This is a genomic window from Pseudomonas sp. FEN (genome assembly GCF_904067045.1).
GTDB lineage: Bacteria > Pseudomonadota > Gammaproteobacteria > Pseudomonadales > Pseudomonadaceae > Aquipseudomonas.
Genome location: NZ_CAJFDC010000014.1, coordinates 41,148 through 66,965, shown reverse-complemented (window position 1 = coordinate 66,965; position 25,818 = coordinate 41,148). Strand labels below are relative to the sequence as shown.

Below are 25,818 nucleotides of genomic sequence, written 5' to 3'. Positions count from 1 at the left end.
TGGACTCCTGGGTGTCTTTGTTACCGAATACACTTGCCGAGCAGAATACGTAGGACGTTCTTGAGTGACAGCGTTAAGGCTAGACCGCGCTTTTCCAAGTGCAAGGAGAGGGGCGCGGAGTCTGGCCGTTTGTCGCGGAGTGCGGAACTGGCAAATCGAGTATTGCTTCTCCCCCTACCGGTGAATGTGTGTTGAGCGGCGGGAGGCGCTGAGTACAAGAGCCGCTTGTCATTCAATATATAAAATAATATATTGTTTTTATCTTAACTGAATGCTTTGCCATGATCCTCACCCAAGACGCCCTCGATATCCAGCAGATGCGCGCCAATGCCGACGCTGCTGGCCAGTTGCTTAAGGCTCTCGCCAACCCGGATCGGTTGCTTCTGCTTTGTCAGTTGTCCCAGGCAGAGCGCAACGTCAGCGACTTGGAGGCGTTCCTTGGCATCCAGCAACCGACGCTGTCTCAGCAACTCGCCGTACTGCGCCGGGAAGGGTTGGTGCAGACGCGTCGCGACGGCAAGCAGATCTACTACCGTATCAGCAGCCCGGCAGCACTTGCGGTGATCAACACCCTTTACCAACTATTTTGTACGGGAGACGCGACATGAGCATCGACTGGCTTCACTTTACCCCTTGGTCGGCCTTGTCCGGGGGCGCGCTGATTGGGCTGGCGGCCAGCGTGTTTGTCATTGCCAATGGTCGTATTACAGGCATCAGTGGATTGCTTGGCAGTGTACTCCAGCGGGGTAGTGATGGCCGTGGAGAGAAAGCGTTGTTTCTCTTTGGCCTTCTGTTGGCGCCCTTGGCCTGGAGGTTGTTTGCTGCCTTGCCGGTGATCGAGTTCCAGACGGGTTGGTTGGGTTTGGTGCTGGCCGGTCTGCTGGTGGGGGTCGGCACTCGTTATGGCTCCGGTTGCACCAGTGGCCATGGCGTCTGCGGCATATCGCGCTTATCCCCGCGCTCCATTGTGGCAACCTTGTGTTTCATGGCCGCGGGATTTGCCACTGTGTATGTCCTTCGTCATATCCTGGGAGCCTGAACATGGCCAAATTGACTGCTTTGTTCGCCGGGCTGATCTTCGGACTCGGCCTGCTCCTGGCCGGCATGGCGAATCCCGCCAAGGTGCTGGGTTTTCTTGACTTGGCGGGGGCCTGGGATCCTTCTTTGGGGCTGGTCATGGGCGGCGCTATCGCAGTGGCGATCCTGCCGTTCACTTGGGCCGGCAAACAGAAGAAAGCCTTGCTTGGGTCACCCATGCAGCTCCCCGTCAAACGTGAGCTGGACGCTAGACTGATTGGCGGCAGCCTGCTGTTTGGTGTCGGTTGGGGCATCGCTGGTATCTGCCCAGGGCCGGCGCTGGCGATTCTACTCACTGGGCATGGGCAGATCATCGTGTTTGTGTTGGCCATGCTGGCCGGTATGTTGCTGTTCTCGGTGCTTGAAAACCGCCGAACCGATCGATAAGAAAGCGCCCACCCGTGATTTTCTCTGCCCACAGGCTTGTTCCGGTCGTCCTGCTCTTGCTGTTCAGTGGCTGTCAGCCGAAACCGCCAATGGCCCTCGACCAACAGCTCTACGTCTGGCAACGCCAATGGCGACCAGCCCATGAGCAGGCCCTGGCCCAGAGCCGGGTGGATTTTTCGACCTTGCGGGTGCTGGCACTCCAGGTCCAGCCCAAGGCCGGGTGGAGCAGGGCGCGGGTGGATCTGGAACAGCTCAAGGCCGATGGCCGTCCGGTGATCGCGGTGATCCGCCTCGATGGCCAGCTTCCGGCCCTGGATCCGGAGCTGGCGCGCGCGCAGATTCTACAGCTGCTCGCGGATTGGCGGGCGGGGGGCGTCATGCCTGCGGGGGTGGAAATCGACCATGACAGCGGCAGCGCGCGCCTGTCGGGCTATACCGATTTCCTGGTCAAGCTGCGCAGTCTGTTGCCGCCCTCATTGAAACTGAGCATCACGGCCTTGCCGGCCTGGCTCGACAGTCCGCAACTGCCGGCCTTGTTACAGACGGTCGAGAGCAGCGTGTTGCAGGTGCATGCGGTGAGCAACCCTAGACTCGGACTGTTCTATCCCGACCAGGCCAGGGACTGGGCCGAGCGTTGGGCGCGGATCAGCGACAAGCCGTTCTATCTGGCATTGCCGGCTTATGGCGTCGCCTTGTTGCCGGACGATCAGGGCGGGCCCGTGGTCGAAGGCGAAGTCGCGCTGAAGCGTGCTGGCGAGCGCCGCGAACTGCTGGCCGATCCGCAGCAACTGGCGACGCTGACCCGACAACTGCGGGACAAGCCGCCAGCGCACCTGGCCGGCCTGATCTGGTTCCGTCTGCCATTACCCGGCGATCGTCGTGCCTGGAGCCTGACCACCCTGCGTGCGGTGGCCCGTGGAGAGGCACTCACGAGTCAGTGGCAGGTTGAACTGTCGGCCCGCGATGGCCTCTACGACATACGCCTGGCCAACCTCGGCAATCTCGACCGGCCACTCCCCACGCGAGTGGTACTGAACGCCGAGCAGTGTGATGGCGTCGACGGCCTCAACGGCTATACCTTGCGGCAAACCCCGAAGCAGCTCATTTTTACCCGCCAGTCCAGCGCGCGCATCGCCGCTGGCGGCCAACGCGCGCTCGGCTGGGCGCGCTGTACCCGAATCGATCAAGGAGCTTGGAATGTCTACCCGTAACTGGCCTCGGCACTTGCTGTGCCTGTCCCTCAGTCTGCCGCTATCGGCACTGGCCTGCGGTCCTGACTTTCCCCTGCGCTTGCTGGATGATCGGGCCCAGTCCCTGGCCGATCTGCCGGAAACCAACTTCGCTTTCGAGGTCAATCGTCTCGGGCAAGCCATTGCCGGCCTGAAGCCGGCGACCGAAGCGACCCTGACACCATACTGGGACAGCGAGGACAACGCCAAGCCCTATCGCGAGCAGCGCGATAAGGTCGAGGCCAGCGAACTGCCGGAAAACCTGCGGGCCGAGGTCGCCCACCTGCGCAGTCTGCAAGACCCGCAACAGGTCGAAACCGAGGGCGCCGATCTGCCGGCCGAGCTGCGGCTGTATATCGCCGGCGCCGTGGCCTTCCAGGCCGGTGACGGGCAACGGGCGACGGCGTATTTCCGCCAGGTCCTGGCCTTGCCGGCCGAACAGCGCAAGTTGCGCAGCACCTGGGCCGCGTATTCCCTGGGGCGAGCGTTGAGCGCACTGAGCGCCGAGGCGGGCGTCGATACCCCGCTCGACAGCGCCGCGCCGCGGCTCACCAGCGCTGAACTGCAAACCGAGGCACGGCTTGCCTTCCAGCAGACTCGGGCGTTGAGCGCGGGGGATTTCAGTGACCCTCTGGAGTTGGGGATTGCCAGCCTCGGTGAAGAAGCTCGCCTGGCCAGGTTCGACAATGATTGGAACAGCGCCATCGCGTTGTATGCCAGCCAGAGCCGGTTGGGCTCCAGCAGCGGCTACACCTCGCTCAAGCAGGTTGCCGGCGAGCTGGCGCGGTTGCCAGATAACGAACTGGGGGCCTTGCTCAAGGAAAAAAACGTCCAGGCGCTGTTGACCGCCTATATGCTGAGCCGGGTCGGCTGGTCCTTCGACGAGCAGCCGCAGGAGGAGCAGCGACTGTCCAAGGTACTCCTGGCCAGCGCCAGCGGCAGCCTGGACAACGCCGATCGGCTGGCCGCCCTGAGTTACCAGAAGGCTGACTACGCAGGGGCCAAGGCCTTTGTCGAACACGCTGGCGACGGCGGCCTGGCCTGGTGGGTTCGGGCCAAACTGGCGCTGCGCGACGGCGACAAGCTCCAGGCCGCGGCCGCCTATGCCAAGGCGGCCCAGGCGTTTCCCAGGGACGAAGTCTGGGGCTCGCGGCGTGCGCCGGACTGGAGTTTCGAAAGCGTCCAGCCCGGCTGCCGGGTCGAGGGCGAAAGCGCGATCCTCGCGCTGGACCGTGGTGATTACCTGCAAGCGTTCGACCAGCTCTACCGCAGCCAGGAAATCTATTGGCTGGATGCCGCGACCGTGGCCGAGCGGGTGCTGACGCTCAACGAGCTGAAGACTTATGTCGATGCCCACGTGCCCGCACCGCCGGCAGCCAAGCCAGAGGACCAGGAGAACTACGTGCGGCGACCTGTGGCCGCGCGGTTGCGGGAACTGCTCGCGCGTCGCCTGCTACGCGAGGGGCGCTACGAGGAGGCACCGAAGTATTTCGACAGCCCCGAATTGCAGGCCAAGGCGCGGGACTATGGCCGCGATCGCCAGCAAGCCGTATCCCGTTGGACCGCCACCGGGCGCGCCGAGTCGCTGTTTGCCGCCGCCACCTTGGCGCGCAAGTCGGGCATGGAGCTCCTCGGCTACGAAATGGCGCCGGATTACCGCGCCCTGGACGGTTACTACAGCCTGGAGACGCCCCCGTTGCAGCCGGCAGCGTTTCTGCAAACCGCGGAGATCCAGCGACAACAGGCCACTGTGGCCACGCCCGACCGGCGCTATCACTATCGCTGGGTCGCGGCCGACCTGGCCAACCAGGCGGCCGACCAGTTGCCCCACAGCAGCCAGGCCTTTGCCGCCGTATTGTGCAAGGCGGCGAGCTGGGTCGCCGGCAGCGATGAGGAAATTCAGTATTACCGGCGTTATGTCGAGCAAGGCCCTTACGTGAGCTGGGCGACGAATTTCGGCCAGCAGTGCCAGGCGCCGGATTTCGACCGGGCCAACAAGCGCTACCTGACCCAACCGCTGAACGCCGTGCGCTCGGCTTTGCGACCGTACAAAATGGCACTGATCGTGGGTGTCCTGGCGGTATTGGGCGCACTGGCGGCGCTGCGGATCCGCGGTCGTAAAGCACGGCGTTGAGGCAAGGTGGGCCAAGGCGTGCTATTGCTTAGGGATACATCGCCTTGAACCTTTCATGAAGTTGGCGGCTCTGGTGCTTCATGTATTGCCCATAGAACCAAGAGGTGACGATATGCCGGTCAAGCACGATTTGCTCGCGGACCTGAAGGTGAATAAAGAGGAGCTGGCGCAACACAGGAGCAAGGACCCCAGGCTCAATCAACTGCTTGATCATTACGGTGATCTCGACAAGGAGGTGCTGGCGGCCGAGTCGTCCCAGGCGGCGGATGATCCGCTGAAGACGCTGAAGGAGCGGCGACTGAAAGTGAAGAACCAGATTGTCGAGCGTCTGAAGGAACTTTGATCCAGCAAAAGGACTGTTCAATGCGTGCTGTTGCTCGTCATTCCCTCGTCGCCGGTCTGTTGCTCGGCGGCCTTGTCCCACCCTCCGTCTGGGCCGCGCCGGCACCGCCGATCAAGCCCAAGGTCATATTGATCACCATGTTCGCGCCCGAAGCGCAGACCTGGATCGAGCGCCTGGCCCTCAAGCACGAAGTTCCGCTGCCTGGCCTCAGCGCCGAGTATCCGAATATTCGCTGCAATGATCGGGACACCTGCCTGTTGGTGACAGGAATGGGCCAGACCAACGCCGCCGCCTCGACCCTGGCCCTGGCGTTGTCGCCGCAGTTCGATCTGCGCCAGTCGTATTTCCTGATCGCCGGCATTGCCGGGATCAACCCGCATCAAGGTACGCTCGGTACGGTGGCCTGGGCGCATTATCTGGTGGAGTTCGGCACCCAGTGGGAGCTGGATGCGCGGGATGCACCAAAAGACTGGCCCACCGGCTACATCGGCATCAACACCCGCGGTCCGAACGAGAAGCCACCGCTGGACTACAAGACCGAAGTCTTCGAACTCAATCCCCAATTGCAGGCCAAGGCCTTTGCCTTGTCGCATCAGGTGAGCTTGAGCGAGAGCAAGGAGTCCGCGGCCTGGCGGCTCAAATACCCCTATGCGCCAGCCAACCAGGCACCGGTCGTGACCCGTTGCGATACCCTGGCGGGCAACACCTGGTTTTCCGGGACCCGCCTGAGTGAACGGGCCGAGGTCTGGACCCGCTTGCTGACAGACAACAAGGGCGTCTACTGCACCACCCAGCAGGAAGACAACTCCACCTACGAAGCCTTGCTGCGGGCGAGCAAGGCCGGACGGGTGGATATCAACCGCCTGGCGGTGGTGCGTGCAGGCTCGGATTTCGATCGGCCTTATCCGGGTTACAGCGAAGTCGACAATCTGCTCAAGTATGCCGACCAGGGCGGTTTTGTCCCGGCCCTGGAGAATCTGTACCGGGCGGGTAATCCGTTGGTGCAGGCGATCCTGGGTAACTGGAAGGCTTGGGAACAGGGTGTTCCGCAGAACTGAGTGATTCGGTGGGGCACGCCGCCAGTGCTAAGCTGGGCGTCCCACCGATCCCGCGGAGAATACCGACCATGCTCAAACCCCTGGCCCTGGCCTTGCTGTTGGCCTGCACCGCGTCGGTCGCACAGGCCGAACTGCTCGCCGATATGCCGTTGACCTACCAGGCCCAGGCCAGTGCCGATACCCGCGACCAGCCGTTGGTGATCTTCCTGCACGGCTACGGCAGTAACGAGGACGATCTGTTCGGGATCAAGGACGATCTGCCGGCTGACTACACCGTGCTTTCGGTGCGTGGACGCCTGGAGGTGAGAACAGGTGCCTACCAGTGGTTCCACCAGAAACGCGAGGCGCCGCAGTATGACGGCGACAGCGACGACCTGCGCCAGAGCGCCGAGGCCATCAGCGACTTTATCGCTCGGGTCACCGAGAAATACCACACTCAGCCTGACAAGGTATTCCTGGTGGGCTTCAGCCAGGGCGCGATGATGACCTACGAGGTCGCGCTCCGGCATCCCGAGCTGCTGCGCGGTATCGCGCCCCTTAGCGGCCGACTGCTGCCGGCGCTGCGTGGGGAACTCAAGGACGGGCCACAGTACGCCGCGCTCAAGGTCTTTATCGGCCATGGCACTGCTGACCCGCAGGTGCCTTACGCTGGTGCGAGCGAGGCTTTGCGGGTCTTGCAGGGGCTGTCCATCGAGCCGCAGTTTCACTCCTATCCTGGCGTCGGGCACACCATCAGCGCCACCGAGGTCAGCGACTTGAAAAACTGGATCGGCGCCTCGTTGAAACACTGACGGCGCCAACAGAACCACCGGCTATTTCCCTGCTGCAGAGGTGTTACCCGAATGCAAGGTTTCACTTTTTTGGAGCGTCACTGCGCGTTTTTGTAGCAGTCAGCCGTCACGCCTTCCTTTCCTGAAAAACCCGATCTCGGGAAAAACCTATTCCCATCAAGCCATTGAGTACATATTCAGGAATTGGCATGACTTATGCTTTTTTGTATTCATGGATAATTGGATACAAAAAGACAAAAGGTGCTCCCCATGCAATTCGCCTCCGCTTATGTTGAACGTCAGCCCCAGACCGCCGAGGAGGAGGCTTATACCTTTCTGCTCGAAGCGATCTGTTGCGGTCGCTATCGCAAAGGCGATCGGCTGATCGCCGAGGATATTGCCAGCGAAATCGGCATGAGCCGCATGCCGGTGCGCGAGGCCTTTCGCCGTCTCGATGCACAGGGCCTGGTGACTTTGCGGCCCAATCGCGGGGCAATTGTCAGCGGCCTGGAGTTCGATGAGTTGCAGGAAGTCTTCGATATGCGCAGTGCCCTGGAGGGCCTGGCGATCCGCGTGGCGGTGCCGAGGATCGGCGAGCGCCAGTTGGCGACCCTGGAGCGCATGCTCGACGCGATGGATGACTACCGGGACGAAAGCGCCCAGTGGGTCAGCCGCCATCGAGCCTTTCACGAATACCTGTGCAGCCTCAGCGGCCGTCCACGGCTGATGAAACAGATAACGGCCCTGTATTCGCTGATCGAGGCGCCCATGCGTCTGTGGTTGCACCACAGCGAAAAACCCTTGAGCGCCCGCCAGGAGCACGCGGTGATCCTCGACGCGATTCGCACGGGCGATGCCGAGCGTGCCGAAGCCGTGGTACGCCATCACATCGAGGGCACGGTGCCCGCGCTGATCGCCTTTCTGCAATCGGAAAAATAGAACCGGGCTCAAGTCCGGCCGTGTTTTGACTTTGAGTACTGCCCCCGTTACCGACGAACTGGAGTGTCTGGTCATGCATAAACGCCGTGTGTTGCTTATCGCTGTATCCCTCGGTCTTCTGGTACAGGGGGCGGTCGCCGCTCCCCAGGTGCCGGAGCGCTTGCAAAAGGTCGAAAAACTGACCTATTGCTCGGGCATGGACTCGCCACCGCTGGTGTCGTTCGACGAGGCCCAGAAGCCCAGGGGCCTGACCGTCGACCTGGGCCTGGAAATCGCCAAGCGCCTGGGGGACAAGAAAGTCGAGTGGCGGGTCGTGCCGTTTTCCGGATTGCTCCCAGCGCTGCTGGCCAAACAGTGCGACATGATCGTCGACCAACTGTTCGATAAACCCGAACGCCGGGAAGTGATCGATATCGTCAACTACATGTACTCCAGCCAGTCGGTGGTGGTGCCCAAGGGCAATCCCAAGCATATCAAGGCCCTGGAAGACCTGTCCGGACACAAGGTGGCGGTGCTCAACGGCTCGACCATCAAGACCTTGCTGGATACCGAGAACGACACCCTGGCCAAGGCCGGCAAGACGCCGATGAAGCTGGTGGTCTACAACACCGATACCGATGCTTTCCAGGCTCTGCGCATCAGCCAGGTGGACGCCTACGGCACCACCGTGGAAACCGCCGGTTACTACGCCGCCATGGCGCCCGAGCTGTTCGAGGAAGGGGTGCCGGCCTTCAGCCGGATTCTCACCGGCCTGGGCATTCGCAAGGACGACCCGCAACTGAGCAAGGCCGTGCAGCAGATTGTCAGCGACATGCGCGGCGACGGTAGCTACGCCCAACTGCTGGGCAAATGGCATGTCGCCAGCGACACACTCGACTGAGGCGGGCGCTCGATGAATTTCAATTGGGACGTGTTCTGGCAGTACCTGTTGCAGCCCAGCGGGGTCTACCTCACCGGGCTCTGGCTGACCTGCCTGATCAGTGTGTTGGCAATGTCGCTGGGTTGCGTGCTGGGGCTGGCGGCGGCATTGCTGCGCTTGTCGCGTAATCCCTTGCTGCACCTGCCGGTGCGGTTTTACGTGTGGTTGATGCGCGGTACGCCGTTGCTGGTGCAGATCGTCTTTCTCTATACCGCGTTGGCCGCCGGCGGGATCTTCCGTTTCGAAGACCTGGAACTGTTCGGCCTGGTGGTGCCGGGCAATATCCAGGCGGCGATCATCGCCCTGGGTCTGAACGAAGGCGCCTATATGGCCGAGATCATCCGCGCCGGGATCGGCGCCGTGGACAAGGGCCAATACGAGGCTGGGCGTTCGCTGGGCATGACCTTCGGCAAGTTGATGCGGCGCATTGTCCTGCCCCAGGCATTCCGAGTGATAGTTCCGGCGCTGGGCAACGAGTTCAACGTGATGCTCAAGAACACCACGTTGGTCAGCGTGATCGGTGTGCAGGAGTTGTTGCTGAGCACGCAGATGGTCACCTCGGCGACGTTCCGGGTGTTCGAGCTGTACCTGGTAGTGGCGATCTACTTCCTGTTACTCACCACGCTGTGGGGCTTCTTCCAGCGCTGGCTCGAAGCACGCTTTGGTCAGTCGGATCGGCCTTCGTCACCGCCGCCGGCCTCCAGCCGGATGTTTGGTCGCAGTGCCTTTAAACTGCTGAGGGGGCGTTAAGCATGGCGCACAAGAGTGAAGAACTGATCATCGAGGCCCAGGATATTCACAAGTCCTTTGGCGACTTGCAGATACTCAAGGGCATTTCCCTGCAAGTGCGGCGCGGAGAAGTGGTGGTACTGATCGGCGCCTCGGGCTCGGGCAAGACCACCTTCATCCGCTGCATCAACCTGCTGGAAGACATCCAGCGTGGGCGTATTCGCGTCAATGGCCGGGCCATGGGCTACCACGAGCGCGCCGACGGCAGCCTGGTACGCGACTCCGAGCGCAGCATCGCGCGCCAGCGCCGGGACATCGGCATGGTCTTCCAGCGCTTCAATCTGTTTCCGCATATGACGGCCCTGGAAAATATCATCGAAGCGCCGATCCAGGTGCTCGGCGTGCCGCGAGCCGAGGCGCTGGAGCAGGCGCGGGCCTTGCTCGCCCGGGTCGGCCTGGCGGACAAGGCCCTGCATTATCCGTCGATGCTCTCCGGCGGTCAGCAACAGCGGGTGGCGATTGCCCGGGCCCTGGCGATGAAACCCCAGGCCATGCTGTTCGACGAGCCCACCAGTGCCCTGGATCCGGAAACCGTCGGCGAGGTGCTGCAGGTGATGAAGCAGTTGGCCGAGGAGGGCATGACCATGCTGGTGGTCACCCACGAGATGGGCTTTGCCCGGGAAGTCGCTGACCGGGTGGTGGTCCTCGACCAGGGCGAACTGATCGAACAGGGACCGCCGGAACAGATCTTCAGCCGCCCCGTACATCCGCGTACCCAAGCCTTTCTCAGTCGCGTGCTGTGAGCGGGTCGTCAGTCAACGTCGGATGCTCCGGGAGTGGACCCGGAATCCAACCGGCCAAAGAATGCTTGCTTGGAAGAGACTTTGCCATGTTGAAATTTTCTGCCCATGAATACCCTTATCCGTCGCAACGCCAGAGCGTGTTTGCCCGCCGTGGCATGGTCGCGGCCTCACAGCCCCTGGCCGCCGAGGCCGGCATCGAGATCATGCGCCAGGGCGGCAATGCCATTGACGCGGCCATCGCCACGGCGGCGGCGCTGACGGTGGTCGAGCCCACCGGTTGCGGTCTGGGGGGCGACGCCTTCGCGCTGGTCTGGTGCAAGGGCCAATTGCACGGTCTTAACGGCAACGGCCAGGCCCCGGCGGCGTTAAACATCGATACGCTCAAGGCGGCGGGCCACACACAGATGCCACTCTATGGCTGGACGCCAGTGACCGTGCCGGGTTGCCCGTCGGCCTGGGCCGAGTTGTCGAAACGCTTTGGCAAGCTGCCCTTTGCCGAACTGCTGCAACCGGCCATCAGCCTGGCGCGCGAGGGCTTTCCAGTGTCGCCGGTGGTGGCCCATCAATGGCAGCTGGCGCTGGAAGAATTCACGCCACATCGCGACGCCGTGCTCGCCCCCTGGTTCGACACATTCCTGATCGCCGGACGTGCGCCGCGGGCCGGAGAGATTTTCCGTAACCCGGCCCAGGCCAGGACCCTGGAAGAACTGGCCGCCACGGCCTGCGAAAGCCTGTATCGCGGCGACCTGGCCGCGCGCCTGGATGCCCATTCCCGCGCCACTGGCGGCTACCTGCGCGGCAGCGATCTGCAAGGCTATCGCGCACAGTGGGTCGAACCGATCCGCGTCAATTACCGCGGCTATGACGTCTGGGAGATTCCTCCGAGCGGTCAGGGCCTGGTGGTGCTGATGACGTTGAAGATCCTCGAAGGCTTCACCTTCGACCATCGTGACAGCCAGCAAACCTGGCACCGTCAGTTGGAGGCCATGAAGCTGGCCTACAGCGATGGTTTGCACTACATCACCGATCCGTTGCACATGCGGGTGGCGGTGGCTGACTTGCTCAGCGACGCTTACAGCAGCCAACGGCGCGGACAGATCGGTGAGCAGGCGCAGCCGCCCGCGCCCGGCGATCCCCACGCCAGCGGCACGGTGTACCTGGCGAGCGCCGATGCCGAAGGCAACATGGTCTCGTTTATCCAGAGCAACTACCACGGCTTCGGCTCCGGCGTGGTGCTGCCTGACAGCGGCATCGCCTTGCAGAACCGCGGACAGGAATTCAGCCTCGACCCGACCCATGCCAACTGCCTGGTGCCCGGCAAGAAGACCTTCCACACCATTATTCCCGGCTTTCTCAGCCAGGCTGGCGAAGCCCTCGGGCCATTCGGCGTGATGGGCGGCTACATGCAGCCGCAGGGCCATGTGCAGATGGTGATGAACCTGGTGGACTTTGGCCTGAACCCCCAGGCCGCGCTCGATGCGCCGCGCTGGCAGTGGCTGGGCGGAATGAAGGTCGGCATCGAGCAGGGCGCCTCGCGAGACCTGGCGACGGCACTGGCGCGGCGCGGCCATCAGGTGCAGATCGCCTGCGATCTGACCGACTATGGACGTGGCCAGATCATCCTGCGAGACCCCGTGAGCGGTGTACTGTGCGGCGGGACGGAACCACGGGCCGACTCCCATATCGCGGTGTGGTAGTGGCCGGTTCAATCCACCGGGCAGGCGCAGATGAAGTCCAGAGGCCGCGGGGGCGGGATGTGCAGATTGCGCCGCAGGCGACATAATCACGCTCGGCGCGCGGCCATCCGGTCGTCGTGCACCTGACCTTGCGGAGATTCGAATGGCTTTGCCGGAACCAGCGCTATCCACCGCAGTCAACGCTCGCTCCCGGTTCCGTGCCTTATTCGTCCTTGCCCTGGTGGTGATCCTGACCGGTGTCGGTGCCGGCCTGGGCGGCACGCTGCTGGCGATGCTGCTGCATGCCGTCCAGCACTTGGCCTATGGCTACGGTCAGGACAGCCTCACCAGCCATGAAAGTTTCCTGATCGGCGTAAGCAGCGCCTCGACCTCGCGGCGGATCCTGGTGTTGGTGCTGTGCGGCGTGGTCGCGGGTCTGGGCTGGTGGGCCATCTACCGCTTCGGCCGGCCGCTGGTCGGCATCCGCAAAGCCGTCTCGCCCGAGGGCCCCGCAATGCCCCCTCGGACCACCTTGTGCCATGCGCTTCTGCAGATCGTCACGGTGGGCCTGGGTTCACCGCTGGGCCGGGAAGTCGCTCCGCGCGAGGTCGGTGCCTTGGTGGGGGCCTGGTTATCGCGCAAGGCGCAACTGGCCCCGGAGAACCACCGATTGCTGATTGCCTGTGGGGCAGGGGCCGGCTTGGCGGCGGTCTATAACGTGCCGTTGGGAGGCGCGGTATTTGTCCTGGAAGGGCTGCTGGGGGTTTTCAGCTGGCCGGCGGCGCTCATGGCCCTGGCGACGTCGGCCATTGGCGCCGCCGTCGCCTGGATCGGCTTGGGAGCACAGGTGCAATACGTAATACCGAGCCTGGCGCTGACACCCGGGCTGCTCGCCTGGTCGCTGATTGCCGGGCCATTCTTCGGCCTTGCCGCCTATGGCTTCGTGCGCTTGACGGGGCGTGCGCGGATCAAGGCCGCTCGCGGCTTGCGGCTGCCGATATTGTCCTTGATCAACTTCACCCTGATCGGCTGCTTGGCGGTCTACCTGCCGCAAGTGTTGGGCAACGGCAAGGGACCGGCGCAGTTGGGCTTTGACAATGAGCTGAGCCTGGGCCTCGCGGCCGCCTTGTTGCTGGCCAAGGTGCTGGTCACCAGCAGCAGCTTGCGCGCGGGAGCCGAAGGCGGGTTGCTGACGCCCGCCCTGGCGATCGGAGCGTTGATGGCGATTCTCCTGGGCGGATTATGGAACCTGGCCTGGCCCGGTGTGGAACTGGGAGCCTTCGCCATCGTCGGCGCGGCGGCGTTCCTGGCGGCGTCCATGGCCATGCCGATCACCGCCATTGTATTGGTGGCGGAGTTCACCCGGATCGATCACGACTTCCTGGTGCCGATCATCCTGGCGGTGGTGGGTTCGGTGTGCATGAGTCGTTTATGCGAAGTGCTTGGCGGGGAAAAACGCTAATCCCCTGGTTGGCCTTGTTCCCACAGCCTCGCCGCTACGCGTCATGACCGGTCAGCAATTGCAGGCAGCGCTGCAACACCTCCGATACGTCGCCGGCCCGGTAACTGACCACGATCGGCGAGGTGATGCTGCTGTCCTGCAATGATGTATAGCCGATGTCATCCCGGTGCAAGCGCTGTACCGATGCGGGCACCAGGGCAATGCCGACCCCGGCCGCCACCAGGCCGATGGTGGTCTGCAGTTCATTGGCCATCTGCGCCACGTGGATGCTCAGGCCATGTCCGGCGAATACCCCCAGGACGTGGTCGGCATAACTGGGACGCGGGCTGGCCGGGTAGAGGATAAACGGCTGCGCGGCCAGCTCCTCCAGGCTGACCGCCCGCCCGAGCAGCGGATGTCCGGCCGGCAAGGCCGCGACCAGGGGGTCTTGCCTGAGGACTTTCTGCACGATGGCCGGGTCATCGAACAGCATCCGACCGAAACCGATATCGATACGTCCACTTTTCAAGGCTTCCAGCTGCTGCAGGGTGATCAGCTCCGACAGACCCAGTTCGATATCGCCGAAACTGCGCAGGCGGCGGATCAGGTCGGGCAGGGCACCGTACAGGGTCGACGGTGCAAAGCCGATGCCCAGCCAGCGCTTGCGACCAGCGGCGACGCGCCGGGTATCGGTGCAGACCCGTTCGAGCTGTTCGAGCAACTGGCTGGAATGTTCCTGGAAAAATCGCCCGGCCTCGGTCAGGCGCAATGGCCGCGAGCGTTCCAGCAGCGGGACTCCCAACTCTTCCTCCAATTGTTGGATCTGCCGGCTGAGGGGTGGCTGGGCGATGTTCAACTGCTCGGCCGCGCGGGTGAAATTCAAGGTCTGGGCGAGCACCTTGAAATAACGCAAATGACGAAGCTCCACGATACCTCCTGGGTATGAAGCGAGACTAATTCAATATTGGACCGTCACCTTCCGGCGAGTCAATCTTGGCCTGAAGACAAACAACACGTAGACGGATACGCCATGAGCGCTGTAACTATCGAACACTTCGATACCCAGATTGTCGATCTGCCCACCATCCGCCCGCACAAGCTGGCGATGCACACCATGCATGGCCAGACGCTGGTCATTCTGCGTATCCGTTGCAGCGACGGCATCGTCGGCATCGGTGAGGCCACCACCATTGGCGGCCTGGCGTACGCCGGGGAAAGCCCGGAAAGCATCAAGGTCAACCTCGATACCTGGTTCGCGCCACTGCTGATCGGCCAGGAGGCCGGCAATGTGAATGCCGCCATGCAGCGGGTCGACCGCGCCATCCGCGCTAACACCTTCGCCCGCTCGGCGGTGGAAACCGCCTTGCTCGATGCCCAGGGCAAGCGCCTGGGCCTGCCGCTGGCCGAACTGCTCGGTGGCCGTCTGCGTGACGGCGTGGAAGTGGCCTGGACCCTGGCCAGCGGTGACACCGCCAAGGACATCGAGGAAGCCGAGCGCATGCTCGACTTGCGCCGCCATCGTCATTTCAAACTCAAGATCGGCGCCGGTGAGCCGGCTCGCGACATTGCCCATGTCGCCGCGATCAAGCGCGCCCTGGGCGAGCGCGCCAGCGTTCGCGTGGATATCAACCAGGCCTGGAGCGAAGCCGTGGCGGTGCACGCCTGTCGCCAACTGGCCGATGCCGGGGTCGAACTGATCGAACAACCGCTGTCGCGGCATGACCGGGCCGGCATGGTGCGCCTGAGTGCTCACAGCCCGATCCCGCTGATGGCCGATGAAGCCATCGAGTCGGTGCAGGACAGCTTTGCCCTGGCGCAAATGGGCGCCGCGAGCATTTTCGCCTTGAAGATCGCCAAGACCGGTGGCCCACGCGCGGTGTTGCGTACCGCCGCGATTGCCGAGGCGGCGGGCATCGGCCTGTACGGCGGAACCATGCTCGAGGGCAGTATCGGCACCCTGGCGGCCGCGCACGCCTTTGCCACCCTCGACAAGCTGGAGTGGCATACCGAATTGTTCGGCCCGTTGCTGCTGACCGAAGACATTCTGTGCGAACCGCCGATCTATCGTGATTTCCAGTTGCTGATCCCGCGTGCGCCCGGACTGGGACTGGAACTCGATGAAAAGCGCCTGGCGCGCTTTGCCCGCCATTGATTCGTTGAACCGAGAGGACATCCAGACCATGCTTTTTCACGTGCGCATGACCGTCAAACTGCCCAGCGACATGCCGGCCGAACAGGCCGCGCAGCTCAAGGCCGAGGAGCGCGAGCTGGCCCAGAGCCTGCAACGACAAGGTACCTGGCGCCATCTTTGGCGCATTGCCGGGCTGTATGCCAATGTCAGTGTATTCGACGTGCCGGATGCCCAGGCCCTGCACGATACCCTGATGCAACTGCCGCTTTACCCCTATATGGACATTGAAATCATGGCGCTGTGCAGGCATCCCTCTTCGGTCCATGCCGACGACCGCTGAGTTCGAACTTTCCAACGTTTGCATCCACAAGAACAATGATGAGGAACACCAGCATGACCGTTCATATCTCCCAAACTGCCGAAGTCCAGGATTTCTTCGCAGGCGCCGCCGGCCTTGACCAGCCAACTGGCAGCCCGCGGGTGAAGCAGATTGTCCATCGGGTGTTGACCGACAGCATCCGCCTGATCGAAGACCTGCAAATCTCGCCGGAAGAGTTCTGGAAGGCGGTGAACTACCTGAACGAACTGGGCAGCCGCCAGGAGGCCGGTCTGCTCGTCGCCGGCCTGGGCCTGGAACATTATCTCGACCTGTTGCTGGACGCCGAAGACGAGCAGGCCGGGCATGTCGGCGGCACCCCGCGGACCATCGAAGGGCCGCTGTATGTCGCCGGGGCGCCACTTTGCGAGCGCGAAGCCAGGCTCGATGACGGCCGCGATCCAGGCACCGTGCTGTTCATGCGCGGCCAGGTCCGCGATCTGGAGGGCAAGCCGCTGGCCCATGCGCTCGTCGATGTGTGGCACGCCAACACCGGTGGCACCTATTCGTACTTCGATCCCACCCAGTCCGAATTCAACCTGCGCCGCCGCATCCGCACGGACGCCGAAGGTCGCTTTCGCTTCCAGAGCATCGTGCCCTCCGGCTACGGCTGCCCGCCCGATGGTCCGACCCAGCAGTTGCTCGACCAGTTGGGCCGGCACGGCCAACGCCCGGCGCATATCCACTTCTTCATTTCCGCCCCCGGTCATCGGCACCTGACCACGCAGATCAACCTGGCTGGCGATCGGTACCTGCACGATGACTTCGCCTATGCCACCCGCGACGAACTGATTGCTGAAATCGTCTTCAAGGATGATGCCAACGGGCGACATGCCGAGATCGATTTCGATTTCACATTGCAGTCGACCGCCGCCGCCAAGGAGCAGGACCGACGTGAACGGGTGAGGGCGCTCGAAGCCTGATACCCGGCGTGCACCGGCGTCGCGAGTCCCGTGGGTATTTGCTCACGGGACTTTTGTCGTTACGCCAGCCTTGATCGAACAACAAGAGAGGCTTATCCCATGACGAACCTGTTGAGTGAGCGCAGTCGGATCTACGAGCAGGCCGATCCCCATGCCGTCTCCGAATATGTCAACCAGCATGTCGGCAACCATTGCATTCGCCTGCCGCCCCAGGCGCGCGCGCAGGCGAGCATCAAGCACCGCACCTTTTCCACTCTCGACCTCTGTCGTATCAGTTACGGCGCCCGGGTGCGGGTGATGTCGCCGGCCCTGGAAAGCATCTATCACCTGCAAATCCTGCTGAGCGGGCATTGCCGCTCGAGCTCCCGGGGCGAGGAACGGATCTATCGGCCTGGCGAGGTCCTGCTGATCAACCCGGATGATCCGGTGGACCTGACGTATTCGGCCGATTGCGAGAAGTTCATCGTCAAGCTGCCGATGCGCCTGCTGGAAAATGCCTGCCTGGCTCAGCACTGGCTGCTCCCGCGCCAGGGTATCCGCTTCGATAGCGAGTGCCGCGACCTGGCCGGGCTGGACGGCTTTGTACAACTGCTCGCGCTGGTCTGCCATGAGGCCGAGAACCGCGCGACGCCCGAGGTTCAGGCGCTGTACGAGCGGATCGTCGCCAGCAAGCTGCTGGCCCTGCTGGCGAACAATGTGCGGCAAGTCCGCCCCGAGGTCGTGGACACCGGTGGCTTCGAAGCGGTACGCCAGTTTATCGAGGCGCATCTGCGCGATGAGATCGGCATTGCGCAGTTGCGTGAAGTGGCGCGGGTCAGCGAGCGTTCCCTGTATTTGCTGTTCGAACGGCATGTCGGCCTTTCGCCCCGCGATTATGTGCGTCAGCGCAAGCTGGAGCGGGTGCATGCGGTGTTGCAGTTGCCAGGCGCGCGGAGCATCACCGAAGTGGCCCTGGATCATGGTTTCCTGCATCTGGGGCGCTTTTCCGAGGCCTACCGCAAGCGCTTCGGTGAATTGCCCTCGCACACCTGGCGCCGCCGGCAGGAGGCCGTTGCGCTCACGGGATAGCGATTTGCAGGGGGCGGATATTGTCGAGGGCGGGGCGGGCATAAGGTGAGGGCGCCTGAGACAAGAACAATGGAGGGCCCAGCCCATGACCGACACACTCGACCGACTCGCGCGCCAGATCAGCGAGTCCGTTCAGGAAGACCCCACTAACGGACTTTTCCGTTGCCGCCGCGATATCTTCACCGACACCGAGCTGTTCTCGCTGGAGATGAAACACATTTTCGAAGGTGGCTGGGTCTACCTGGCCCATGAAAGCCAGGTCCCGGAGATCAACGACTATTTCACCACCTTCATCGGCCGCCAGCCGGTGGTGATCACCCGTGACAAGCAGGGTCTGCTGCATGGCCTGGTGAACGCCTGCGCCCACCGTGGCGCCATGCTCTGTCGACACAAGCAAGGCAACAAAGGCTCGTTCACCTGCCCGTTCCATGGCTGGACCTTCAGCAACGCCGGCAAGCTGCTCAAGGTCAAGGATGGCAAGACCGGCGCCTACCCCGACAGCTTCGATTGCGACGGTTCCCATGACCTGCGGCGCCTGGGGCGCTTCGAGAACTATCGCGGGTTCCTCTTCGGCAGCCTTTCGGAACAGGTCCCGGCGTTGAGCGATTACCTGGGGGAAACCCGGGTCATCATCGACCAGATGGTCGATCAGGCCCCCGAAGGCCTGGAAGTGCTGCGCGGCAGCTCGACCTATGTCTACGACGGCAACTGGAAGCTGCAGATCGAGAACGGTGCCGACGGCTACCACGTCAGTTCCGTGCACTGGAACTATTCGGCAACCATGCAGCGGCGCAACTACGAAAGCGAGGGCACGCGCACCGTGGATGCCAATGGCTGGTCGAAAAGCCTTGGCGGTGTCTACGCCTTCGAGCATGGGCATATCCTGCTCTGGACTCGGCTGCTCAACCCGGAGGTGCGTCCGGTACATGCCCACCGCGAGGCCCTGGCCGAGCGACTGGGCCAGGCACGTGCCGACTTCATCGTCGAGCAGACCCGCAACCTGTGCTTGTACCCCAACGTTTACCTGATGGATCAGTTCTCGACGCAAATCCGCGTGGTACGACCGCTCGCGGTCGACAAGACCGAGGTGACGATCTACTGCATGGCACCCAAGGGTGAAAGCGCCGAGGAACGCGCGACCCGCATCCGCCAATACGAAGATTTCTTCAATGTCAGCGGCATGGGCACCCCCGACGACCTGGAGGAGTTCCGTTCCTGCCAGACCGGCTACCAGGGCTCGATCCCATTGTGGAACGACCTCAGCCGTGGGGCGAAACAATGGCTGGAGGGGGCCGACGAGAATGCCCGGGCGATGGGCATGCGGCCGTGGCTGAGCGGCATCAAGACCGAGGACGAGGGGCTGTTCGTGCGCCAGCACGCGCATTGGGCCGCGAGCCTGCTCACGGCACTGGAGAAAGAGCGCAAGCACTTGATCGCCACCGACAAGGAGGGCCGGGCATGAATATTTCCCGTGATCGCCTGCTGGATTTCCTCCACCGCGAGGCCCGCTTGCTCGATGACCGCCAATGGGACGAATGGCTGCAATGCTATAGCCCGCGGGCGGAGTTCTGGATGCCGGCCTGGGATGACCACGACAGCCTCACCGAGGACCCGCAGCGCGAAATCTCGTTGATCTATTACCCCAACCGCGACGGACTGGAAGACCGCGTGTTCCGCATCAAGACCGAGCGTTCCAGTGCCAGCACGCCGCAACCACGCACCGTGCACCTGATCGCCAACCTCGAAGTGCTGGCCGACGATGCGCGTGAAGTCGAGTTGCGCTTCAACTGGCACACCCTCAGTCATCGCTACAAGACCACGGATTCGTACTTCGGTACCTCGTTCTATCGCCTCGATGTCAGCGGCGAACAACCGCTGATCACCCGCAAGAAGGTGATACTCAAGAACGACTATATCCACCAGGTTATTGATATCTATCATATTTGAGGGTGAGCCCCATGACGTATCGCATCGCCCTGAACTTCGAGGACGGGGTCACCCGGTTCATCGACTGCAACGCTGGCGAAAAGGTGCTCGACGCCGCCTTTCGCCAGGCTATCAACCTGCCCATGGACTGCTCCGACGGCGTCTGTGGCACCTGCAAGTGCCGCTGCGAAAGCGGCGCCTACGACCTCGGCGAAGACTACCTCGACGAAGCGCTGGGCGCCGATGAAGTCGAGCAGCGGCAGGTGCTGACCTGCCAGATGGTCCCTGAAAGCGACTGTGTGCTGGCCGTGCCCGTAGCGTCCAGTACCTGCAAAACTGGCACCATGCGGTTTGACGCAACCCTGGGCGCTATCACTACGCATGCCGACGCGGCCCTTGAGGTCCACTTCGAACTCGACCAGACATTGGCCTTTCTGCCGGGACAGTACGTGAATATCGCTGTCCCCGGCAGTGAACAGACTCGTTCGTACTCGTTCAGCAGCCTACCCGGCAGCGGCCAGGCCAGCTTCCTGATCAAGCAGGTCGCCGGCGGACTCATGAGTGGCTGGCTGGGTCGCGCCCAACCCGGAGAGAGAGTGTCGATGACCGGGCCGCTGGGCAGTTTCTACCTGCGCGCGGTCACCCGGCCGCTGCTGTTCCTGGCCGGAGGCACGGGACTCGCGCCGTTTCTGTCGATGCTCGAAGTCCTTGCCGAGCGCAACGAGCAGCAGTCGATCAGCCTGATCTATGGAGTGTCCCGGGACCAGGACCTGGTCATGCTCGAGGCGTTGCAAGGGTTCTGCGCGCGCTTGCCGAACTTCAGCTTCGTCACCTGTGTCGGCGATCCGCGGACGCGGCACCCGCGCCAGGGTTATGTGACCCAGCATCTGGCACCCGGGGTGCTCAACGAAGGTGACGTCGACGTTTACCTGTGCGGGCCGCCACCGATGGTCGATGCGGTGCGGCAGCACTTCAAGGCCATGGGGCTGACTCCGTTCAGCTTCCACTACGAGAAGTTCACCGCCAATAACATCGTTATCGGCGATGTCGCCTGAGGAGATCGTGATGAACCCACGTTTCAAGGACAGGGTCGCGCTGGTCACTGGCGCGGCCCAGGGGATCGGCCGCCGGGTGGCCGAACGCATGCTGGAGGAGGGCGCCTGGCTGGTCGCGGTGGATCGCTCCGAGCTGATTCATGAACTGCGCGGCGAACGGACCTTGACCCTCACCGCCGACCTGGAACGCCACGACCAGTGCGTGGACGTCATGCAGGCCGCCCATGAGCGCTTCGGGCGGATCGATATCCTCGTCAACAACGTCGGCGGAACCATCTGGGCCAAGCCTTTCGAACACTATCAGGCGCGTGAGATCGAAGCCGAGGTGCGTCGTTCGCTGTTCCCGACCCTGTGGTGCTGCCACGCGGTACTGCCCTACATGCTGGCGCAGGGCGGTGGCGCGATCGTCAACGTGTCGTCGGTGGCCACCCGTGGAGTCAACCGCGTGCCCTATGGCGCCGCCAAGGGCGGCGTCAACGCGCTGACCGCCTGCCTGGCCTTCGAGACCGCCGGCCGCGGCATCCGGGTCAATGCCACGGCGCCGGGTGGTACCGATGCGCCGCCACGGCGGATTCCGCGTAACGCACAGGCGCAAAGCGAGGATGAACAGGCCTGGTACCGACAAATCGTCGAGCAGACCGTGGACAGCAGCTTGATGAAACGCTATGGAAGTATCGACGAACAGGCCGGAGCGATCCTGTTCCTCGCTTCCGACGAGGCATCCTACATTACCGGCGTGACCCTGCCAGTAGGGGGCGGCGACCTGGGTTGAACGCGCGGGGCAGATACAGCCGGCTCCGCAGGGCGTTGCGGGTTGCGGCACAATGCCGCAACCTTTGTCGACACGTTGTACTGGCAAGCGTTGTTTGTCACCCTTGGTGCCAATAACCATCAGCGACGTCACTTCTGTGTCCATGCCCCGGATTCCCCACTCATTGCGTCAATTTGCCGCTTGCCTGGCCATGCTCGCGGCATTGCTGCCGAGCGTGATGCTCTGGCTGCCGGCTGCGCATGGGCAGCCAATGGCGATGGGCGAACACTGCAACATGGCTGGCATGAGCGGACAGGTCCAGGCTCCCGGCAGCCATGATCCCGCGCCGGGCCAGGATCACGAATGCCATTGCCTGCTGTGCGTCGTGCATGCGGTCGATATCGGTTTACCGCCCAGCATCGTTCAGTGGCAGCTTTCCGCTCACGCCGAGGTCGGGCTGGCGCAGGCGATCTACCCACGTTATATCAGCAGCATCTGGCTGGTCTGCGAACCGCGCGGGCCACCGGCTTATTCCTGATGTTCCCTTGCGATGACAAATCCTCCCCCACCTGCTGGGGAGGTTTGCCTCTATGCGTTGCAACTAAATCCAGGAATGCCAACTCCATGCTCATGCCATTACCGCGCCGTACCCGTCGAAGCGCACTGCCGCTTGCGGCTTTGTCTGTCACTGCTTTATTCCCACACCTCGCGCTTGCTTGTGCCAGTTGTGGCTGCACCCTCAGTTCCGATTGGGACAATCTCGGGATCAGCAACTCCTCGGGGCTGAAACTGGACCTGCGTTACGACTACCTGAACCAAAACCAATTGCGCAGCGGTACCCACAGTATTTCCCCAAGCGCCGCGAGCCAGCTCTCCAATAACGGCAACCCACAGGAAGTCGAGAAGTACACGCGCAACGACTACCTGACGCTGGGCCTGGACTACAGCTTCAATGCGAGCTGGGGCGTGGATCTGCAACTGCCCTATATCTTTCGAAGCCATAGCACCTTGGGTACGGCATCGGATGGCGTCACCCCGGGCGATGGCGGCGGCCAGTACAGCTCCAGGACCTCCAGTCTCGGCGACGTCAAGGTCATCGGTCGTTATCAGGGGTTCACACCACAGCACAACCTGGGGCTGTTGTTCGGGTTGAAACTGCCCACCGGCGCTCATGACGATACCGCGGCATCGACCGACCCGACCGCCCCAGGCCCCGTGGCGATAGATCGTGGCCTGCAACCCGGGACCGGGACCACCGATGGCATCCTGGGGGTCTACTACATGGATACGCTCAACAAGAACTGGGACTACTTTGGCCAGGCCATGCTGCAGAAGGCGCTGAACTCAAGCGATCACTATCGCCCTGGCGATGGTATCAACCTCAATCTTGGCCTGCGCTACATGGGCAATGCCTATGTCATGCCACAAATCCAGTTGAATGTACGCCATGTCGAGCGCGATGAGGGCGCCAATGCCGATACCGTCAGTACCGGCGGTACCCTGGCCTACCTCAGCCCTGGCGTGACGGTGCCTATCGGCAAAAAAATCTCGTTGTACAGCTTCGTACAGTTGCCGGTGTACCAGGATGTCAACGGCGTGCAGCTTGCGCCGCGCTATACCGCAACCATTGGTGCACGCTACTCATTCCAGTGATCAATGACACCGAGGGAAACCTGATGTGTGCAAAAAGACTACTGCCCTGGCTCGCATTCTGCTGCAGCCTGGTTGGCTCGCCGGCATGGGCGATTGATGTGGGCGAACACGCGCCGGAGCTGACGGCGAAAACGCTGGATGGCGAGTCCTTCGATTTGCAAAAACAGGACGGCCAGGTGGTGATTGTGAATTTCTGGGCCTCCTGGTGCGAGCCGTGTCGAGAGGAAATGCCAGCCATGGAAGCCTATTACCAGCAGCACAAAAGCGAAGGACTGAAGATTATTGCGATCAGCATGGATGAGCCGGAGGACGATGCCATGGTGCGCAAGGTCATGGCGCGCTACAGCTATCCGGCGGCGTTCCAGCGGGATGCCGGGTTCAAGGGCTTTGGCCGAGTCTGGCGCATGCCGATGACCTATGTCATCGACCGGCACGGCGTGGTGCGCAAGGACGGTAGCGTGGGCGATCCGAAAATCGATCGGTCATTGCTGGATCAGTTGGTGAGCCCACTGCTGGCCGCGCATTAGCACTGCCCCCTCAAGCAACTCCCGAGTGCTCCGGCACTCGGATCCATCCCGCACTGGCGATTGATATGGATCAAGCAAATTCGTCAGTCACGGCCCAGAATCAAGCCATCCGCGGAATTGCCCAGGGGCATGGCATGTCTGTTAAACCGCCCACTCCCGCTGTCACCCACCCGCAAGGGATCAACGAAGATCGGCACTACAGTCGCTTTGCCCTCTGGCTGACCTGGCTGTTGGGCGCGGCAATGCTCGCAACGGTGATTGGCGTGGCGTTGCACTTTGCTGAAGTCGAATCCTTCGCACGCCTGCTGACCCAGGCACAACCCCTCTGGCTGGTGGCTGCCTTCGGCCTGCAAGCCCTGACCTATGCGGCACAGGGACAGATCTTTCGGGTGGTGCTCAAAGCCGGGGCGCAGCACCTGTCACTCTGGGATGCGGGCAAACTCAGCCTGATGAAGTTGTTCGTCGATCAGGCCCTGCCGTCGTCTGGCATCAGCGGGGCATTTGCGGTGGTCGCCTCCTTTGTTCGCCTCGGTTTCGCCCGGCCGGTGGTCCTGGCCTGCCTGGTGCTGGATTTGTCCGCGTACTTCCTGGCCTATGTCCTGACAGTCGGCATGGCATTGCCGGTGGTGATCTTCCAGGGGCATGCGACTACGGCGGTCATGCTCACCTGCCTGGTGTTTGTGGCCGTAAGTCTGCTGTTGGCCGTCGTCACGCCAAGGCTGGCCGGCAACACGGATCTGGCCGCGCATGTACCGGGACAACGTTTTGCCATTATTGCCAGGGGTGTTTCGTTGCTCACCGGCGCCGACCCACGGCTGGTTCGCAGTCGCGCGTTGCTCTGGCGCATCACCTTGCTGGAGTTGGCAATCATCGTGCTGGACAGCGCCACCTTGTGGGTGTTGGTCCGTGCACTGGGTGTATCGGCGCCGCCATTGGGACTGTTCGCCGGATTCATGTTGGCCAGTGTATTGCGCAGTATCGGCATTTTGCCGGGGGGGCTGGGTGCGTTCGAAGCCGCCGCCGTCGTGACCTTGCACTGGATCGGGGTGAGCATTGCCGTGGCCCTTTCCGCCACGCTGCTGTTTCGCGGCCTGACCTTCTGGCTGCCGATGCTGCCGGGCCTGTGGCTGGCCCATCGCGAATGGCATGCCCCGGACTCAGGCCAGGAGGCGCTCATGGGGGCGCGCCAGAAGGATCATGGAATCGCCGATACGGATCGTGGCTCCGGCAGTAGGTAATCGGGCGGGGCAGGTTGTACTCCCTGTCGAGCACAACCTCGCCAGGTTCTCAGTCGTCACGTGACCAGTTGACGTCCAACCGATATTCATTATCGCCGTAGTGGTAATCGGCGTGACCTTTGAAAGCGTCTTTCAGGGCATGCGCCAGACGGTTCGCCAGATGGATACCGGTAGTGGTCACGACCAGGCTGCCCTCCGAGTCGGTCAGCTTGATGATCCGTTCCAGGGCATGCTCGGCGTTTTCCTTTTTCTCTGTATGTTCGATCAGATGGACGATTTCGTCTCGATGCCCGGACAGAAAACCGCCGGACAGCGTCAGCGTCCCCGCCGGGATGTTGTCAGCGGTACGCCGGCAGGCTGGGCAGGTCACCGTTTTGGCATCGGCAATCACGGAGCTTTCCGGGGTGTGCCAAGTCCAGTTGCCGGCTTGATAGACCGCTCCACACTGCGGACAGAGGGCACTGCCTTCGACTTTCTGCAGGCAATAGGGATCGTGAGTGGGGGCTTTGAACAGCTTGTTTTTCTGACTGTCCTGGTATTTGTCCATGGTCTTTTCCTCGCACGAGATGGATGAAGACTTCACGCCTGGCGGTGACTTCGAATCGGAACCCCAGCCATTGCGCCTGATGAAAGCCCGGTGGATTTCAAGACTTTATTTGGACTCG

General features: G+C 62.6%; 28 protein-coding genes. 26 read left to right on the top strand and 2 right to left on the bottom strand.

Annotated features, from left to right (window positions below):
• Positions 1 to 281 precede the first annotated feature (281 nt).
• The 14 genes from PFEN_RS16780 to PFEN_RS16715 all read left to right on the top strand — a co-directional run bounded on the left by PFEN_RS16780 (position 282) and on the right by PFEN_RS16715 (position 13,526).
• Entirely contained in the window at positions 282 to 608 is a 327-nt protein-coding gene (locus tag PFEN_RS16780; protein ID WP_191487945.1) for an ArsR/SmtB family transcription factor, read from the top strand.
• Positions 605 to 1,039 (top strand): YeeE/YedE family protein, encoded by a 435-nt coding sequence (locus PFEN_RS16775; RefSeq protein ID WP_191487944.1) that lies wholly within the window; start codon positions 605 to 607, stop codon positions 1,037 to 1,039. The genes PFEN_RS16780 and PFEN_RS16775 overlap by 4 nt, the downstream gene beginning before the upstream one ends.
• A 2-nt stretch (positions 1,040 to 1,041) precedes the next feature.
• Entirely contained in the window at positions 1,042 to 1,464 is a 423-nt protein-coding gene (locus PFEN_RS16770; protein WP_191487943.1) for a DUF6691 family protein, read from the top strand.
• Positions 1,465 to 1,553: 89 nt separating this feature from the next.
• Positions 1,554 to 2,675, top strand: coding sequence for a DUF3142 domain-containing protein (locus PFEN_RS16765; protein WP_191487942.1), 1,122 nt, complete (start codon positions 1,554 to 1,556; stop codon positions 2,673 to 2,675).
• On the top strand, positions 2,662 to 4,827 hold the full coding sequence (locus PFEN_RS16760; RefSeq protein WP_191487941.1) for a hypothetical protein: 2,166 nt from the start codon (positions 2,662 to 2,664) through the stop codon (positions 4,825 to 4,827). The genes PFEN_RS16765 and PFEN_RS16760 overlap by 14 nt, the downstream gene beginning before the upstream one ends.
• A gap of 55 nt (positions 4,828 to 4,882) precedes the next feature.
• The gene (locus PFEN_RS16755) at positions 4,883 to 5,170 is read left to right on the top strand and encodes a hypothetical protein (protein WP_318192844.1); all 288 of its coding nucleotides are present in this window, start codon (positions 4,883 to 4,885) and stop codon (positions 5,168 to 5,170) included.
• Between the two features lie 20 nt (positions 5,171 to 5,190).
• On the top strand, positions 5,191 to 6,228 hold the full coding sequence (locus PFEN_RS16750) for a purine-nucleoside phosphorylase (protein WP_191487940.1): 1,038 nt from the start codon (positions 5,191 to 5,193) through the stop codon (positions 6,226 to 6,228).
• A 68-nt stretch (positions 6,229 to 6,296) separates the two neighbouring features.
• On the top strand, positions 6,297 to 7,019 hold the full coding sequence (locus tag PFEN_RS16745; RefSeq protein WP_191487939.1) for an alpha/beta hydrolase: 723 nt from the start codon (positions 6,297 to 6,299) through the stop codon (positions 7,017 to 7,019).
• A gap of 249 nt (positions 7,020 to 7,268) precedes the next feature.
• Positions 7,269 to 7,937, top strand: coding sequence for a GntR family transcriptional regulator (locus tag PFEN_RS16740; protein ID WP_191487938.1), 669 nt, complete (start codon positions 7,269 to 7,271; stop codon positions 7,935 to 7,937).
• Positions 7,938 to 8,010: 73 nt separating this feature from the next.
• Positions 8,011 to 8,817, top strand: coding sequence for an ABC transporter substrate-binding protein (locus PFEN_RS16735; RefSeq protein ID WP_191487937.1), 807 nt, complete (start codon positions 8,011 to 8,013; stop codon positions 8,815 to 8,817).
• A gap of 12 nt (positions 8,818 to 8,829) precedes the next feature.
• Positions 8,830 to 9,606 carry an amino acid ABC transporter permease gene (locus PFEN_RS16730; RefSeq protein WP_191487936.1) on the top strand — a complete coding sequence of 259 codons (777 nt, stop codon included), beginning with the start codon at positions 8,830 to 8,832 and terminating at the stop codon, positions 9,604 to 9,606.
• A gap of 2 nt (positions 9,607 to 9,608) precedes the next feature.
• Positions 9,609 to 10,388 carry an amino acid ABC transporter ATP-binding protein gene (locus PFEN_RS16725; RefSeq protein ID WP_191487935.1) on the top strand — a complete coding sequence of 260 codons (780 nt, stop codon included), beginning with the start codon at positions 9,609 to 9,611 and terminating at the stop codon, positions 10,386 to 10,388.
• A gap of 86 nt (positions 10,389 to 10,474) precedes the next feature.
• A complete protein-coding gene (locus PFEN_RS16720) occupies positions 10,475 to 12,085 on the top strand; it encodes a gamma-glutamyltransferase family protein (RefSeq protein ID WP_191487934.1) in 1,611 nt (536 codons plus the stop codon).
• A 142-nt stretch (positions 12,086 to 12,227) separates the two neighbouring features.
• Complete coding sequence (locus tag PFEN_RS16715) at positions 12,228 to 13,526, top strand: chloride channel protein (RefSeq protein ID WP_191487933.1); 1,299 nt, start codon at positions 12,228 to 12,230, stop codon at positions 13,524 to 13,526.
• A 34-nt stretch (positions 13,527 to 13,560) separates the two neighbouring features.
• Here the strand turns inward: PFEN_RS16715 and PFEN_RS16710 are convergent, their stop codons facing one another.
• Positions 13,561 to 14,433 (bottom strand): LysR family transcriptional regulator, encoded by an 873-nt coding sequence (locus tag PFEN_RS16710; protein ID WP_191487932.1) that lies wholly within the window; start codon positions 14,431 to 14,433, stop codon positions 13,561 to 13,563.
• 102 nt (positions 14,434 to 14,535) lie between these two features.
• Here PFEN_RS16710 and PFEN_RS16705 point away from each other — a divergent pair, with 102 nt between their 5' ends.
• From PFEN_RS16705 to PFEN_RS16650, 12 genes are all read left to right on the top strand, one after another.
• Positions 14,536 to 15,657 (top strand): muconate cycloisomerase family protein, encoded by a 1,122-nt coding sequence (locus PFEN_RS16705; RefSeq protein ID WP_191487931.1) that lies wholly within the window; start codon positions 14,536 to 14,538, stop codon positions 15,655 to 15,657.
• Positions 15,658 to 15,685: 28 nt separating this feature from the next.
• Complete coding sequence (gene catC, locus PFEN_RS16700) at positions 15,686 to 15,976, top strand: muconolactone Delta-isomerase (RefSeq protein ID WP_191487930.1); 291 nt, start codon at positions 15,686 to 15,688, stop codon at positions 15,974 to 15,976.
• Between the two features lie 53 nt (positions 15,977 to 16,029).
• Positions 16,030 to 16,935, top strand: a complete 906-nt coding sequence (gene catA / locus PFEN_RS16695; protein ID WP_191487929.1) for a catechol 1,2-dioxygenase — start codon at positions 16,030 to 16,032, stop codon at positions 16,933 to 16,935.
• A 99-nt stretch (positions 16,936 to 17,034) separates the two neighbouring features.
• On the top strand, positions 17,035 to 18,003 hold the full coding sequence (locus PFEN_RS16690) for an AraC family transcriptional regulator (RefSeq protein WP_191487928.1): 969 nt from the start codon (positions 17,035 to 17,037) through the stop codon (positions 18,001 to 18,003).
• Between the two features lie 85 nt (positions 18,004 to 18,088).
• Positions 18,089 to 19,465, top strand: coding sequence for a Rieske 2Fe-2S domain-containing protein (locus PFEN_RS16685; RefSeq protein WP_191487927.1), 1,377 nt, complete (start codon positions 18,089 to 18,091; stop codon positions 19,463 to 19,465).
• A complete protein-coding gene (benB, locus tag PFEN_RS16680; protein WP_191487926.1) occupies positions 19,462 to 19,950 on the top strand; it encodes a benzoate 1,2-dioxygenase small subunit in 489 nt (162 codons plus the stop codon). The genes PFEN_RS16685 and benB overlap by 4 nt, the downstream gene beginning before the upstream one ends.
• An 11-nt stretch (positions 19,951 to 19,961) precedes the next feature.
• Positions 19,962 to 20,984 (top strand): benzoate 1,2-dioxygenase electron transfer component BenC, encoded by a 1,023-nt coding sequence (gene benC, locus PFEN_RS16675; RefSeq protein ID WP_191487925.1) that lies wholly within the window; start codon positions 19,962 to 19,964, stop codon positions 20,982 to 20,984.
• 10 nt (positions 20,985 to 20,994) lie between these two features.
• On the top strand, positions 20,995 to 21,756 hold the full coding sequence (locus PFEN_RS16670) for a 1,6-dihydroxycyclohexa-2,4-diene-1-carboxylate dehydrogenase (protein WP_191487924.1): 762 nt from the start codon (positions 20,995 to 20,997) through the stop codon (positions 21,754 to 21,756).
• A gap of 163 nt (positions 21,757 to 21,919) precedes the next feature.
• Positions 21,920 to 22,273 carry a DUF2946 family protein gene (locus PFEN_RS16665; protein ID WP_191487923.1) on the top strand — a complete coding sequence of 118 codons (354 nt, stop codon included), beginning with the start codon at positions 21,920 to 21,922 and terminating at the stop codon, positions 22,271 to 22,273.
• Between the two features lie 86 nt (positions 22,274 to 22,359).
• Positions 22,360 to 23,388: a TonB-dependent receptor gene (locus PFEN_RS16660; RefSeq protein WP_191487922.1), complete on the top strand. Its 1,029-nt coding sequence runs from the start codon at positions 22,360 to 22,362 to the stop codon at positions 23,386 to 23,388.
• 23 nt (positions 23,389 to 23,411) lie between these two features.
• Complete coding sequence (locus PFEN_RS16655; protein WP_191487921.1) at positions 23,412 to 23,915, top strand: TlpA disulfide reductase family protein; 504 nt, start codon at positions 23,412 to 23,414, stop codon at positions 23,913 to 23,915.
• A gap of 134 nt (positions 23,916 to 24,049) precedes the next feature.
• On the top strand, positions 24,050 to 25,153 hold the full coding sequence (locus PFEN_RS16650; protein ID WP_224770986.1) for a lysylphosphatidylglycerol synthase transmembrane domain-containing protein: 1,104 nt from the start codon (positions 24,050 to 24,052) through the stop codon (positions 25,151 to 25,153).
• Between the two features lie 49 nt (positions 25,154 to 25,202).
• On the opposite strand, the gene PFEN_RS16645 is transcribed toward PFEN_RS16650, so the two are convergent.
• Positions 25,203 to 25,700, bottom strand: coding sequence for a BCAM0308 family protein (locus PFEN_RS16645; RefSeq protein WP_191487920.1), 498 nt, complete (start codon positions 25,698 to 25,700; stop codon positions 25,203 to 25,205).
• Positions 25,701 to 25,818 lie beyond the last annotated feature (118 nt).

What these genes read in the sequence shown, in the direction of transcription:
- PFEN_RS16780 (WP_191487945.1), top strand. Translation starts at nt 282, where the DNA reads ATGATCCTCACCCAAGACGCCCTCGATATCCAGCAGATGCGCGCCAAT.
- PFEN_RS16775 (WP_191487944.1), top strand. Translation starts at nt 605, where the DNA reads ATGAGCATCGACTGGCTTCACTTTACCCCTTGGTCGGCCTTGTCCGGG.
- PFEN_RS16770 (WP_191487943.1), top strand. Translation starts at nt 1,042, where the DNA reads ATGGCCAAATTGACTGCTTTGTTCGCCGGGCTGATCTTCGGACTCGGC.
- PFEN_RS16765 (WP_191487942.1), top strand. Translation starts at nt 1,554, where the DNA reads ATGGCCCTCGACCAACAGCTCTACGTCTGGCAACGCCAATGGCGACCA.
- PFEN_RS16760 (WP_191487941.1), top strand. Translation starts at nt 2,662, where the DNA reads ATGTCTACCCGTAACTGGCCTCGGCACTTGCTGTGCCTGTCCCTCAGT.
- PFEN_RS16755 (WP_318192844.1), top strand. Translation starts at nt 4,883, where the DNA reads ATGAAGTTGGCGGCTCTGGTGCTTCATGTATTGCCCATAGAACCAAGA.
- PFEN_RS16750 (WP_191487940.1), top strand. Translation starts at nt 5,191, where the DNA reads ATGCGTGCTGTTGCTCGTCATTCCCTCGTCGCCGGTCTGTTGCTCGGC.
- PFEN_RS16745 (WP_191487939.1), top strand. Translation starts at nt 6,297, where the DNA reads ATGCTCAAACCCCTGGCCCTGGCCTTGCTGTTGGCCTGCACCGCGTCG.
- PFEN_RS16740 (WP_191487938.1), top strand. Translation starts at nt 7,269, where the DNA reads ATGCAATTCGCCTCCGCTTATGTTGAACGTCAGCCCCAGACCGCCGAG.
- PFEN_RS16735 (WP_191487937.1), top strand. Translation starts at nt 8,011, where the DNA reads ATGCATAAACGCCGTGTGTTGCTTATCGCTGTATCCCTCGGTCTTCTG.
- PFEN_RS16730 (WP_191487936.1), top strand. Translation starts at nt 8,830, where the DNA reads ATGAATTTCAATTGGGACGTGTTCTGGCAGTACCTGTTGCAGCCCAGC.
- PFEN_RS16725 (WP_191487935.1), top strand. Translation starts at nt 9,609, where the DNA reads ATGGCGCACAAGAGTGAAGAACTGATCATCGAGGCCCAGGATATTCAC.
- PFEN_RS16720 (WP_191487934.1), top strand. Translation starts at nt 10,475, where the DNA reads ATGTTGAAATTTTCTGCCCATGAATACCCTTATCCGTCGCAACGCCAG.
- PFEN_RS16715 (WP_191487933.1), top strand. Translation starts at nt 12,228, where the DNA reads ATGGCTTTGCCGGAACCAGCGCTATCCACCGCAGTCAACGCTCGCTCC.
- PFEN_RS16705 (WP_191487931.1), top strand. Translation starts at nt 14,536, where the DNA reads ATGAGCGCTGTAACTATCGAACACTTCGATACCCAGATTGTCGATCTG.
- catC (WP_191487930.1), top strand. Translation starts at nt 15,686, where the DNA reads ATGCTTTTTCACGTGCGCATGACCGTCAAACTGCCCAGCGACATGCCG.
- catA (WP_191487929.1), top strand. Translation starts at nt 16,030, where the DNA reads ATGACCGTTCATATCTCCCAAACTGCCGAAGTCCAGGATTTCTTCGCA.
- PFEN_RS16690 (WP_191487928.1), top strand. Translation starts at nt 17,035, where the DNA reads ATGACGAACCTGTTGAGTGAGCGCAGTCGGATCTACGAGCAGGCCGAT.
- PFEN_RS16685 (WP_191487927.1), top strand. Translation starts at nt 18,089, where the DNA reads ATGACCGACACACTCGACCGACTCGCGCGCCAGATCAGCGAGTCCGTT.
- benB (WP_191487926.1), top strand. Translation starts at nt 19,462, where the DNA reads ATGAATATTTCCCGTGATCGCCTGCTGGATTTCCTCCACCGCGAGGCC.
- benC (WP_191487925.1), top strand. Translation starts at nt 19,962, where the DNA reads ATGACGTATCGCATCGCCCTGAACTTCGAGGACGGGGTCACCCGGTTC.
- PFEN_RS16670 (WP_191487924.1), top strand. Translation starts at nt 20,995, where the DNA reads ATGAACCCACGTTTCAAGGACAGGGTCGCGCTGGTCACTGGCGCGGCC.
- PFEN_RS16660 (WP_191487922.1), top strand. Translation starts at nt 22,360, where the DNA reads ATGCTCATGCCATTACCGCGCCGTACCCGTCGAAGCGCACTGCCGCTT.
- PFEN_RS16655 (WP_191487921.1), top strand. Translation starts at nt 23,412, where the DNA reads ATGTGTGCAAAAAGACTACTGCCCTGGCTCGCATTCTGCTGCAGCCTG.
- PFEN_RS16650 (WP_224770986.1), top strand. Translation starts at nt 24,050, where the DNA reads ATGTCTGTTAAACCGCCCACTCCCGCTGTCACCCACCCGCAAGGGATC.
- PFEN_RS16645 (WP_191487920.1), bottom strand. Translation starts at nt 25,700, where the DNA reads ATGGACAAATACCAGGACAGTCAGAAAAACAAGCTGTTCAAAGCCCCC.